This is a genomic window from Enterobacter cloacae complex sp. AR_0002 (assembly GCF_001922365.1).
In the GTDB taxonomy this organism is placed as follows: domain Bacteria; phylum Pseudomonadota; class Gammaproteobacteria; order Enterobacterales; family Enterobacteriaceae; genus Enterobacter; species Enterobacter hormaechei_C.
The window spans coordinates 1,275,694-1,286,898 of sequence record NZ_CP018814.1; the positions used below are offsets into that span (position 1 = coordinate 1,275,694).

Here is an 11,205-nt window from a genome sequence, read left to right on the forward strand (position 1 = left end):
GGCAACAATATTAGATGCGGTCCTTCCACACCGTCTGCACATTACAGAACTCATGCAGACCGAAATGAGACAGCTCTCGCCCGAAGCCGCTCTTCTTCACTCCGCCAAAGGCAACGCGCGCATCGCTGGCGCTGTAGCCGTTGATAAACACCCCGCCGCACTCCAGCTCGCGAGAGAAGGTTTCAGCCAGCTCATCGTTCGCGGTAAAGACCGTCGCCGATAAGCCAAAATCGCTGTCGTTAGCCAGCTGCAACGCGTGCGCCGCATCATTGGCGACGGTAATCGCGGCCACCGGGCCAAACAGCTCCTGACGGAAGGCCGTCATCTGTGGGGTGACGCCGCCGAGTACGGTTGGCGCATAATAGTTACCGCTCCCGGCAAGCTTCTCTCCGCCGAGCAGCAGGGTCGCCCCTTCCGCCAGCGTAGCCTGCACCTGCTGATGCAGTTCATCGCGAAGATCAAATCGCGCCATCGGGCCAATATAGTTATCTTCCTCATCCGGTGCGCCCATCTTCAGCGCCTTGACCGCGTCAACAAAGCGTTGGGTAAAGGCGTCCGCTACGCCCGCTTCCACAATAAAGCGTTTTGCCGCCGCACAAACCTGTCCGGTATTCTGATAACGTCCGGCCACCGCCGCGTTGACGGCCAGATCAAGATCCGCATCGTTCAGAACGATAAACGGATCGGAACCGCCCAGCTCCAGCACGCATTTCTTCAGCGCCGCGCCCGCCTGCGCGCCAATTGCCGCACCAGCCCGAACGCTGCCGGTTACGGTCACCGCCGCGATACGCCGATCGTTAATCGCCTGGCTGACGCCGTCATTCGTCGCGTTCACCCAGCCAAAGACCCCCTCCGGGAAACCGGCATCCGCGAATACCTTCCCGATCAGCTCCGCCGAGCCGAGCACATTTGGCGCATGTTTAAGCAGATAGCTGTTCCCTGCCAGCAGGATCGGCACCGCACCGCGCAGCACCTGCCAGAGCGGGAAATTCCACGGCATCACCGCAAGAATAGGTCCCAGCGGACGGTACTCAATCACCGCATTTTCGACCTGGGTTGATTCCGGGTTCAGCATCGACGGGCCGTGTTCAGCGTACCAGTCGCAAAGGCTGGCGGACTTAGCCACCTCCGCACGCGCCTGCACAATGGGCTTGCCCATCTCCCGGGAGATAGTCTGCGCCATCTCTTCCGCACGACTACGCAGCGCCGCACCCAGATCGCGAAGTTTTTGCGCCCGGTGCGCCACGCTTTCGCGTCGCCATTGACGAAAACCGGTATCCGCCTGTGCAATGGCACGCTCAACGTCACGGGACGTTGCCCACGGGTAAGCAGCCAGCGTTTCGCTGGTAGCCGGGTTGACAGAGTGGGCATGGGTAGCAGATGAATACGTCATGATGTCCTCCACGTAATAACAGTTGATTGATTGTGGCCTACTCTGCTATTTCTTAAAAATGAATAATACTCACCACCTTATTCACGAATCGAGAACAGCATGGACTTAACACAGCTTGAGATGTTTAACGCCGTCGCACTGACCGGCAGCATTACCCAGGCGGCGCAGAAGGTACACCGGGTGCCCTCAAACCTCACCACCCGCATCCGACAGCTAGAAGCGGATCTCGGCGTGGAGCTGTTTATTCGCGAGAATCAGCGCCTGCGGCTTTCCCCCGCCGGGCACAATTTTTTGCGCTACAGCAAACAGATCCTGGCGCTGGTCGACGAAGCGCGAATGGTCGTCGCCGGGGATGAACCGCAGGGATTATTCTCGCTCGGCGCGCTGGAAAGTACCGCCGCCGTACGCATTCCGGAAAGTCTGGCGCGGTTTAACCAGCGCTATCCGCGCATTCAGTTTGCGTTATCCACCGGGCCTTCCGGTACGATGATTGACGGCGTGCTTGAAGGGACGCTTAGCGCCGCCTTTGTCGACGGGCCGCTCTCGCACCCGGAACTGGAAGGAATGCCGGTTTACCGGGAAGAGATGATGCTGGTCACCCCTGCGGGCCACGCGGAAGTGTCAAAAGCCACGCAGGTGAGCGGCAGCGACGTGTATGCCTTTCGCGCCAACTGTTCTTACCGGCGTCATCTGGAGAGCTGGTTCCATGCCGACCGCGTAACGCCGGGAAGGATCCATGAGATGGAGTCCTACCACGGGATGCTCGCCTGTGTGATTGCCGGGGCAGGCATTGCGCTGATGCCCCGCTCCATGCTGGAGAGCATGCCGGGGCATCATCAGGTGGCGGCGTGGCCGCTGGCGGAAAACTGGCGCTGGCTCACCACCTGGCTGGTGTGGCGACGCGGGGCGATGACTCGCCAGTTGGAGGCATTTATCGCGCTGCTGAACGAGCGTCAGCCACCTGCGCCCAGTTGTTAAAGTTGAACGTAGTCCTGGAGTCGAAGGAAAATTTTTCCCTTCATATACAGCGTGGCCTGCCCGCCAATCAGCACGCGGTCGCCTTTCAGCTCGCAGCGCAGATCCCCGCCGCGCAAGGAGACCTGGCGGGCCGACATCTGCGTTTTACCAAGCTTTTCGCTCCAGTACGGGATCAGCATGCTGTGAGCTGATCCCGTCACCGGATCCTCCGGCACCCCTTCCCCCGGACAGAAGAAGCGGCTGACGAAATCATACTCATCTCCCGGCGCTGTAACGCAGACCATTTTCCCCAGCGGGAGCATGGCAGTGATATCCGGCGTCAGCGCCTCCACCTGCCGCTGGCTGTCGAGCACCACCATGTAGTCACGCCCCACACGCACCTCGTTTGCCGCGTTAATGCCCAGCGCGCTGAACAGCACTGGGGGTGGAGTATCGACAACCTCGGTTGACCACGCCGGGAAATTAAGCGTCAGCCAGTCGCCGCTGCGTTGTACCGTCAGTTCGCCGACAAAGCGCGTGGTGAAGGTGATTTCCGTATGCGGATAATCCAGGTATTCAAAAATAACGTGAGAAGCCGCGAGGGTTGCGTGGCCGCAGAGGTTAATTTCATCCTGCGTGGTAAACCAGCGCAGCTCAAACCCGTTATCCGTTCGGACAAAAAACGCCGTCTCTGACTGATTATGCTGTTTCGCCATCTTCAGCAGCGTCTCATCCGGCAGCCACGCTTCCAGCGGACACACCGCCGCCGCATTGCCGCCGAACGCCCTGTCGCTGAAGGCATCTACCAGATAAAAATCAATTTCCTGCATCATTTGTTCCTCTTAGATTTATTCAGCGCAGAAATACTGTGCCCTTCAGATACAGCGCCGCCTGCCCGCCCATCCGCACGCGGTCGCCCTTGAGTTCGCAGCGTACGTCTCCTCCACGGGCGGAAACCTGGCGGGCAAACATCTGTGTTTTGCCAAGCCGTTCACTCCAGTAAGGGATCAGCATGGTGTGCGCGGAGCCGGTGACAGGATCTTCCGGCACGGCCACGCCCGGCGAGAAGAAACGGCTGATAAAGTCGTATTCTCCTTCGTCCCGGGCGGTGACGGCCACTTTATGCTCCCCCGGCGTCATGGCGGAGAAATCCGGATTAATGGCTTCCACCTGCTCGCGGCTCTCCAGTACCAGCACCCAGGCGCGGCCTTTTCGCGCCTCGACGTAGCGGGTGATACCGAGTGCGGTGAGCAACTCCGGTGGCGGCGTCTGTGCCTGCGTCGGGCAGGCCGGGAAGTCCAGCGTCATCCAGTCACCTTCACGGCTGACGGTCAGGCGACCAGAGGCAGTGTCAAAATGAAGGCGTGAGTCCGGATAATCCAGTTCGTTAAACAGAACATACGCCGCGGCAAGCGTCGCGTGACCACACAGATTAACCTCGGTTAGCGTGGTGAACCAGCGCAACTCGATCCCCCCTTTGGTACACACAAAAAACGCGGTTTCCGACTGGTTATGCTGTTGTGCCATCCGCAGTAACGTCTCATCCGGTAGCCACGCGTCGAGGGGGCACACCGCCGCCGGGTTGCCGCCAAAAGAGGACGCGCTGAACGCATCTACCAGATAAAAATCAATCTCCTGCATTGTGTTACCGCCTGTTTTTGTTGTGTTGTTCTTTATCTTCAATGAAAACAACCGCGTTCGCTACCGCTGCATGAAGGTAAATTTTGTGATTCATATCACATAACGGTTGAGTTTTCGCCGTTTAAGGCTTTAAGATCGTCTCCTCATCTTTCAGGCAACGAATCCCAGATATCCCTATGACAACACACACGGTTTCCCGCAGGGTCGCGTGGCTACGCGTGGTCACGCTCGCCATCGCAGCGTTTATTTTCAACACCACGGAATTTGTTCCGGTTGGGCTGCTGTCCGACATTGCAGCCAGCTTCCATATGGAAACGGCACAGGTTGGCATTATGCTGACCATCTATGCATGGGTGGTAGCGCTGATGTCGCTGCCGTTTATGCTGCTGACCAGCCAGATGGAACGTCGTAAGCTGCTGATTGGGCTGTTTGTGGTGTTCATTGCCAGCCATGTGCTGTCATTTATGGCATGGAACTTCACCGTGCTGGTCATCAGCCGCGTCGGCATCGCGTTTGCCCATGCCGTTTTCTGGTCGATCACCGCATCGCTCGCCATTCGTCTGGCCCCGGCGGGGAAACGCGCCCAGGCGCTGAGCCTGATTGCCACCGGAACGGCGCTGGCGATGGTGTTAGGCCTGCCGATCGGGCGCATTGTGGGTCAATACTTCGGCTGGCGCACCACCTTCTTTGCCATCGGCATGGGGGCGCTGATCACCCTGGTGTGTCTGATCAAACTGCTGCCAAAACTGCCCAGCGAACACTCCGGCTCGCTGAAAAGTCTTCCGCTGCTGATGCGTCGACCGGCGCTGATGAGCATCTATTTGCTGACCGTGATTGTGGTGACCGCCCATTACACGGCCTACAGCTATATTGAGCCGTTTGTTCAGGTTGTGGCGGGCTTTAGCGCTAACTTTGCCACCGTTCTGCTGCTGATCCTGGGCGGCGCGGGGATTATCGGCAGCATCCTGTTCGGGAAGCTGGGCAATCAGCATGCGTCTGCGCTTGTAAGCAGTGCGATTGGCCTGCTGCTGGCATGTCTGCTGTTGCTGATGCCTGCGGCAGGCAGCGAGAGTCATCTGGCGATCCTCAGTCTGTTCTGGGGCGTGGCGATCATGATTATTGGTCTGGGAATGCAGGTCAAAGTGCTGGCGCTGGCCCCGGACGCCACGGACGTAGCGATGTCGCTCTTCTCCGGGATTTTTAATCTGGGGATTGGCGCCGGTGCGCTGGTGGGAAATCAGATCAGCCTGCATGTATCGATGTCGGCCATTGGCTATCTCGGGGCGATTCCGGCGCTGATCGCGCTGATCTGGTCGGTGATTATCTTCCGTAAATGGCCGGTCGCGATGGAAGAGCAGTCCAGCCACGGTTGACGTTTGTTGTGCCGGGTGGCTCTGCGCTTACCCGGCAACGTTTTCAATGATACGTCTTAACAATCTCCAGCACGCCGTTAATAATAAACTGCACGCCCATACAGACCAGCAGGAAACCCATCAGACGGGAGATAGCCTCAATCCCCCCCTTGCCCACCCAGCGCATAATCGCCCCGGAACTGCGCAATGACCCCCAGACAATAATGGCAATAAGCGCAAAAATGATCGGCGGCGCAACGGTGATAACCCAGTGCGGAAATGTCGACCCATCACGTACCGTTGAGGCGGAACTGATGATCATCGCAATCGTTCCCGGCCCTGCCGTGCTCGGCATGGCTAACGGCACAAACGCGATGTTGGCGCTCGGTTCGCTTTCAAGCTCCTCCGATTTGCTTTTGGCTTCCGGGGATTCGTGCGCTTTGTGCGCCGGGAACAGCATCCGGAAACCAATAAAGGCCACGATCAGCCCGCCAGCGATACGCAGACCGGGAATCGAAATACCAAAGGTATTCATCACCAGTTGCCCGGCGTAATAAGCCACCATCATTATGGCAAAGACATACACAGAGGCCATCATCGACTGCTGATTGCGCTCCGCGCTGTTCATGTTCCCCGCCAGGCCCAGAAAAAGCGCCACCGTCGTTAACGGGTTCGCTAGCGGCAGCAACACCACCAGCCCAAGTCCCACTGCTTTAATCAAATCCAACATAATGCACCGCAGTCCTTATCCTTATTCAACATCGCAATTATAGGGGCAAATCCTCGTCCGTAGCCATCCGCGCAGCGTAACCATAATTGTCTCTCGTAATTGATAACCCCAGATTATCTGTATGATTTAAAAGCGTACATAATGAGTTCCTGAAGCGTTTTAGCATTTCGTGGCATCGGCCGATTCATTCAGTTGACTTATACTTGCCTGAGCAATAATATCTGCCGTGACTAAACTACTTGCCAGGGCAACCATTGTGAAAAGCACCAGTGACCTCTTTAACGACATAATCCCACTGGGTCGTCTTATTCATATGGTTAATCAGAAAAAAGATCGCCTGCTCAATGACTATCTGTCACCGCTGGATATCACCGCAACACAGTTTAAAGTGCTGTGTTCCATTCGCTGCGAAGTGTGTATCACGCCGGTTGAGCTGAAAAAGGTGCTCTCTGTCGATCTGGGTGCGTTAACCCGCATGCTGGATCGTCTCGTCTGTAAAGGATGGGTAGAACGAAGCCCTAACCCAAATGACAAACGTGGCGTACTGGTGAAACTGACCAGCGATGGCGCGGCCATGTGTGAGCAATGTCATCAATTAGTAGGACAAACACTGCACCAGGAACTGACAAAAAACTTAACGGCGGATGAAGTGGCAACGCTTGAGCTTTTACTCAAGAAAATCCTGCCGTAAACAGAAAAAGAGGTATGACGATGTCCAGACGCAATACTGACGCTATCACCATTCATAGCATTTTGGACTGGATCGAAGATAACCTGGAATCTCCGCTCTCCCTTGAGAAAGTGTCTGAGCGTTCAGGTTACTCAAAATGGCACCTGCAACGGATGTTTAAAAAAGAGACCGGCCATTCATTAGGACAATATATTCGCAGCCGCAAGCTGACGGAGATTGCCCAAAAACTGAAAGAAAGCAATGAGCCGATCCTCTATCTGGCGGAACGTTACGGATTTGAATCGCAACAAACCCTGACGCGTACGTTCAAGAACTACTTTGACGTGCCGCCTCATAAGTACCGTATTACCAGTATGCCGGGTGAATCCCGTTATCTGTATCCGCTTAAACATTGCAGTTAATCATCGCCTGTTAAGACGTAACCGAGGAAATCATGAAATTTATCGCCTCCGCCGCCCTCACCTTGCTGGTGCTGGTTTCCGGCCAGAGCTTCGCGGAGCAAACCCCCAGTGCGGGGCAGCAAAATAATCGTGACACCATGATTATGCCGTCCACGCAAAACCAGTCGCCCTGGGACTTCAATCACATGGGCGCTGGCAGCGACAAATCCGACGAATTAGGCGTGCCGTATTACAACCACGACCTGTAATTCGTTTTTGCCCCGCTAATGCGGGGCTTTTTTCTGCCTTAACTCTGCACCCGCGTCGCCCGACGCACCCGCAAGCCAAAGACGTTGATATACAGCCCGGCCATAATCAGCCCTGCGCCACACAGTTGCAGCACGCTGAGCGTTTCATCCAGCAACAGTGCGGCGCTGGCAAGCCCGACCACCGGTACCAGCAGCGATAACGGCGCCACGCGCCAGGTTTCATAGCGTCCGAGCAGCGATCCCCAGATACCATAGCCAATGATTGAGGCAACGAACGCCAGGTAGATCAGCGACAAAATAGTCGTCAGGTCGATCTCCACCAGGCTTTTCAGCATCGCCTGCGGCCCCTCCAGAATAAATGACGCGGCCATAAACGGTACGATGGGGATCAACGCGCTCCAAACCACCAGCGATAAGACCGCCGGACGCGCCTCGTGCTGCATTATCAGCTTGTTAAAGATATTGCCGCACGCCCAGCTCAGCCCCGCCGCCAGGGTGAGCATAAAGCCCAGCAGCGCGACATGCTGACCGTTGAGGCTGCCTTCAATCAGCACCAGCACGCCAAAGACCGCAAGGCTAATGCCCGCCAGCTGCTTGCCCTGCAAGCGTTCGCCAAAGACAAACGCGCCGAGAATGATGGTAAAGAACGCCTGCACCTGAAGCACCAGCGAAGCCAGGCCCGCAGGCATACCGAATTTAATAGCGCAAAAAAGAAACGCAAACTGACCAAAGCTGATGGTGAGGCCGTAGCCCAGCAGCAGCTTGAGGGGAATTTTCGGGCGGGCGACGAACAGCAGCGCCGGAAACGCCACCAGCAGGAAGCGCAGACCCGCCAGCATCAATGGAGGCATGTTGTGCAACCCCATTTTGATGACCACAAAATTGAGTCCCCACGCCACGACAACCAGCAACGCTAACAGCCCGTCTTTCCGCGTCATTTTCCGCCCCTGAAATATTAAAATTTTGTAAACACTTCAAGGTAACAGAAAAAATAGCCCCGCGAGAAGATCATTAATTCTGGTACTGAAGAGAAGCACTTGCGGATAAATTGGGTGCTATACAAGCTGCCGATCCCATGATAATCCTGTAATAACACAACAAAAAAGCATAAGCATTTGTCGGGCAGGAAAATGAAACCATCAATCAGGCGCTCAACCGCAGCGCTGCTGGCATCGTCATTGTTATTAACAATTGGCCGCGGGGCAACGCTGCCCTTTATGACCATATATCTTACACGCGTGTACGATATGAGCGTGGAGAATATTGGCTATGCCCTTACCGTGGCGTTGACCATTGGCGTGGTGTTTAGCCTGGGGTTTGGCATCCTGGCGGATAAATTCGACAAAAAACGCTATATGCTGATCGCCATCGTCGCCTTTATCGCCGGGTTTGTGGCCATTCCGCTGGTGAATAACGTGACGCTGGTAGTGCTGTTCTTTGCCCTGATTAACTGCGCCTATTCCGTCTTCTCAACGGTGCTGAAAGCATGGTTTGCCGACGTGCTGACCTCCAGCGAAAAGGCGCACGTTTTCTCACTCAACTACAGTTTCCTGAACATCGGCTGGACGATCGGGCCGCCGATCGGCACCCTGCTTGTGATGTACAGCCTGCAACTGCCGTTCTTGCTGGCGGCCTTCTGCGCCGCACTGCCGCTCGGGTTTATCCATTTCTTTGTGCAGAAAAGCATAGCCTCGGACAGCCCTGAGGAGAAAATGCCATGGCAACCCTCGGTGCTGCTGAAAGACCGGGCGCTGTTCTGGTACACGCTTTCCGGGCTGCTGGCGTCGTATGTGGGTGGATCGTTTGCCACCTGCATTTCCCAGTATGTCCTCGCTGCACATGCGGACAGTGATTTCGCAGAAAAGGTGGTGGCCGTTGTGCTGCCCGTCAACGCGGCGGTGGTCGTCACCCTGCAATATGCGCTTGGACGGAAGATCACCGCCAGCAATATCCGTCCGCTAATGACCGCCGCGACGCTTTTTTTCATCCTCGGGCTGGGGGGGTTTATGCTTTCCGGCGAGAACCTGATTTACTGGGGGATCGCGGCAGCGATTTTCACCCTGGGTGAGATTATTTATGCACCGGGTGAATACATGCTGATCGACAATATCGCCCCGCCGGGCATGAAGGCGAGCTACTTCTCCGCACAAGCGCTGGGCTGGCTGGGCGCGGCGGCGAACCCGATGATCACCGGGCTCATCCTGACCCATCTGCCGCACTGGTCATTATTTATCATTATGATGGCCGCCATCATTGCGGCCTGGCTGATGATATTGCGCGGGATGCGCGTGAAAAGTGAAGATAGAGTGTCGAGTAGCGCTGCGCTTACCCGACCTGGAAAACCCTAATCCCAGGCCGGGTAAGGCGAAGCCGTCCCCCGGCAAAACCAACACCTTAGTGGTGCAACATCTCCTCCACCACCTGCTCCTTGTACATCTCATTCGGGTAGTAGGTCGGCCAGTTATCCATCTCTTTCAGCAGCGCCTCGTGGGAGGTGTTGCCCATAAAGATATGGAAGTGTGAAGAGGCTTTCGGCCCGATGATATGGTCGCTGAACTGCACAAACTTAGGCGCCTCGCTCGCGTTATCCTTGCACTCAAACAGGTAGCGCACACCTTTTTTCCCCGACGCATAGGTTAGAATTTTGTAGCCGCTGTAGTCGTAGCGGCAGCTGCTCACCGTTTTGCCTCGGTGGAATTCCATCACGTTGTTTTCAATGCCGATGGCGTCCACGTCCGTCGCGTAACCCTTGCGGTAGTAGGCCTTCACCTCGGCAGCAGATTTTTCTCCCTTCTGCGCTTTCTTTTCGAAAACCGGATCCAGCGAACCATCAAGCAGGAACGGGTAAACAGACTGCCATGTTCCGTCCCAGTCAGACAGCTTCCTGTCCCTGACGTCTTTATCCTCAAAGACGCCGTTTGCCGCCTTCTGTTCCGCCTCCGTCATCTGATGACCGTGCGAATGGGCAAAAAGCGAGCCGCTTACCAGCAGCGTTCCCAAAGTCAGCGCAATTTTTCCAGGTTGTGCAGCCACAGCAAAATCCTCATTCCGTTTTATAAGAATAGGGATGTTATATTATAACATTTCAGATCGCAACCAGCCCGCGAACGCCCTCCCGCTCCATATTCTCCCCGCGCCCCTGCTGGACGATGCTGCCGCGCGACATCACCAGATAGCTGTCGGCCAGCTCTGCCGCAAAATCATAAAATTGCTCCACCAGCAGGATCGCCATATCCCCCCGGTTCGCCAGGCTGCGGATCACCTGCCCAATCTCTTTAATCACCGACGGCTGAATACCTTCCGTGGGTTCATCCAGAATCAGTAACTGTGGACGGCTCGCCAGCGCGCGACCAATCGCCAGCTGCTGTTGCTGACCACCGGAAAGATCGCCTCCGCGTCGGTGCTTCATCTCCTTCAGCACCGGGAAAAGCTGCCAAATCTCCTCCGGTACGCTCCTTGCGTTTCCCGCTGAGAAGCGCGTCAGCCCCATCAGCAGGTTTTCTTCTACGGTCAGACGCGGAAAAATCTCCCGCCCCTGCGGAACATACGCCACGCCGGACTGTACCCGCTGGTGCGGTTTACTGTGAGTGATGGTCTTTCCCTGCCAGACCACCTCCCCGGCTTTCACCGGGATCAGCCCCATCAGGCACCTCAGCAGCGTGGTTTTGCCCACCCCGTTGCGCCCCAGCAGGCAGGTCACTTCCCCGACGACCGCCTCAAAGCTCACCCCGCGCAGAATATGACTTCCGCCGTAGTACTGATTCAGTTCGCTAACCTGTAACATCCCCTCTC

The 11,205-nt window shown here is 56.2% G+C and carries 13 protein-coding genes; 6 read left to right on the forward strand and 7 right to left on the reverse strand.

The features are described 5' to 3' along the window. Positions 1–10: 10 nt before the first annotated feature. Complete coding sequence (gene sad / locus AM329_RS06330) at positions 11–1,393, reverse strand: succinate-semialdehyde dehydrogenase (RefSeq protein WP_032609199.1); 1,383 nt, start codon at positions 1,391–1,393, stop codon at positions 11–13. Between the two features lie 99 nt (positions 1,394–1,492). Here sad and AM329_RS06335 point away from each other — a divergent pair, with 99 nt between their 5' ends. Beyond that, a complete protein-coding gene (locus AM329_RS06335) occupies positions 1,493–2,371 on the forward strand; it encodes a LysR family transcriptional regulator (RefSeq protein WP_017382364.1) in 879 nt (292 codons plus the stop codon). Here AM329_RS06335 and AM329_RS06340 read toward each other — a convergent pair. Together AM329_RS06340 and AM329_RS06345 are read right to left on the reverse strand one after the other, a co-directional pair. Beyond that, a complete protein-coding gene (locus AM329_RS06340; protein WP_032609197.1) occupies positions 2,368–3,180 on the reverse strand; it encodes a PhzF family phenazine biosynthesis protein in 813 nt (270 codons plus the stop codon). The genes AM329_RS06335 and AM329_RS06340 overlap by 4 nt on opposite strands. 22 nt (positions 3,181–3,202) lie before the next feature. Further along, positions 3,203–3,991, reverse strand: a complete 789-nt coding sequence (locus tag AM329_RS06345; protein WP_023314147.1) for a PhzF family phenazine biosynthesis protein — start codon at positions 3,989–3,991, stop codon at positions 3,203–3,205. A gap of 176 nt (positions 3,992–4,167) precedes the next feature. Here AM329_RS06345 and AM329_RS06350 point away from each other — a divergent pair, with 176 nt between their 5' ends. Continuing rightward, positions 4,168–5,364 (forward strand): sugar transporter, encoded by a 1,197-nt coding sequence (locus AM329_RS06350; RefSeq protein ID WP_032609193.1) that lies wholly within the window; start codon positions 4,168–4,170, stop codon positions 5,362–5,364. A 43-nt stretch (positions 5,365–5,407) separates the two neighbouring features. Here the strand turns inward: AM329_RS06350 and AM329_RS06355 are convergent, their stop codons facing one another. Then, a complete protein-coding gene (locus AM329_RS06355; RefSeq protein ID WP_003857180.1) occupies positions 5,408–6,073 on the reverse strand; it encodes a MarC family NAAT transporter in 666 nt (221 codons plus the stop codon). Between the two features lie 256 nt (positions 6,074–6,329). Between AM329_RS06355 and marR the strand changes: the two genes are divergently transcribed. From marR to marB, 3 genes are read left to right on the forward strand one after another with little or no spacing between them, the layout of a single operon-like run. After that, a complete protein-coding gene (marR, locus tag AM329_RS06360) occupies positions 6,330–6,764 on the forward strand; it encodes a multiple antibiotic resistance transcriptional regulator MarR (RefSeq protein ID WP_003857182.1) in 435 nt (144 codons plus the stop codon). A gap of 20 nt (positions 6,765–6,784) precedes the next feature. Then, on the forward strand, positions 6,785–7,165 hold the full coding sequence (gene marA, locus AM329_RS06365; RefSeq protein WP_001303241.1) for an MDR efflux pump AcrAB transcriptional activator MarA: 381 nt from the start codon (positions 6,785–6,787) through the stop codon (positions 7,163–7,165). A gap of 32 nt (positions 7,166–7,197) precedes the next feature. Continuing rightward, positions 7,198–7,413, forward strand: coding sequence for a multiple antibiotic resistance protein MarB (gene marB / locus AM329_RS06370; protein WP_003857184.1), 216 nt, complete (start codon positions 7,198–7,200; stop codon positions 7,411–7,413). Between the two features lie 38 nt (positions 7,414–7,451). Here marB and eamA read toward each other — a convergent pair whose 3' ends face one another. Beyond that, positions 7,452–8,351 (reverse strand): O-acetylserine/cysteine exporter, encoded by a 900-nt coding sequence (gene eamA, locus AM329_RS06375; RefSeq protein WP_032609189.1) that lies wholly within the window; start codon positions 8,349–8,351, stop codon positions 7,452–7,454. A gap of 192 nt (positions 8,352–8,543) precedes the next feature. Here eamA and ydeE point away from each other — a divergent pair, with 192 nt between their 5' ends. Continuing rightward, positions 8,544–9,761 carry an efflux MFS transporter YdeE gene (gene ydeE, locus AM329_RS06380; RefSeq protein WP_032609188.1) on the forward strand — a complete coding sequence of 406 codons (1,218 nt, stop codon included), beginning with the start codon at positions 8,544–8,546 and terminating at the stop codon, positions 9,759–9,761. Positions 9,762–9,807: 46 nt separating this feature from the next. Here ydeE and zinT read toward each other — a convergent pair whose 3' ends face one another. Both zinT and urtE read right to left on the reverse strand, forming a co-directional pair. Continuing rightward, positions 9,808–10,446 carry a metal-binding protein ZinT gene (gene zinT, locus AM329_RS06385; RefSeq protein WP_003857190.1) on the reverse strand — a complete coding sequence of 213 codons (639 nt, stop codon included), beginning with the start codon at positions 10,444–10,446 and terminating at the stop codon, positions 9,808–9,810. 52 nt (positions 10,447–10,498) lie between these two features. Continuing rightward, the gene (gene urtE / locus AM329_RS06390; RefSeq protein ID WP_032609186.1) at positions 10,499–11,197 is read right to left on the reverse strand and encodes an urea ABC transporter ATP-binding subunit UrtE; all 699 of its coding nucleotides are present in this window, start codon (positions 11,195–11,197) and stop codon (positions 10,499–10,501) included. Positions 11,198–11,205 lie beyond the last annotated feature (8 nt).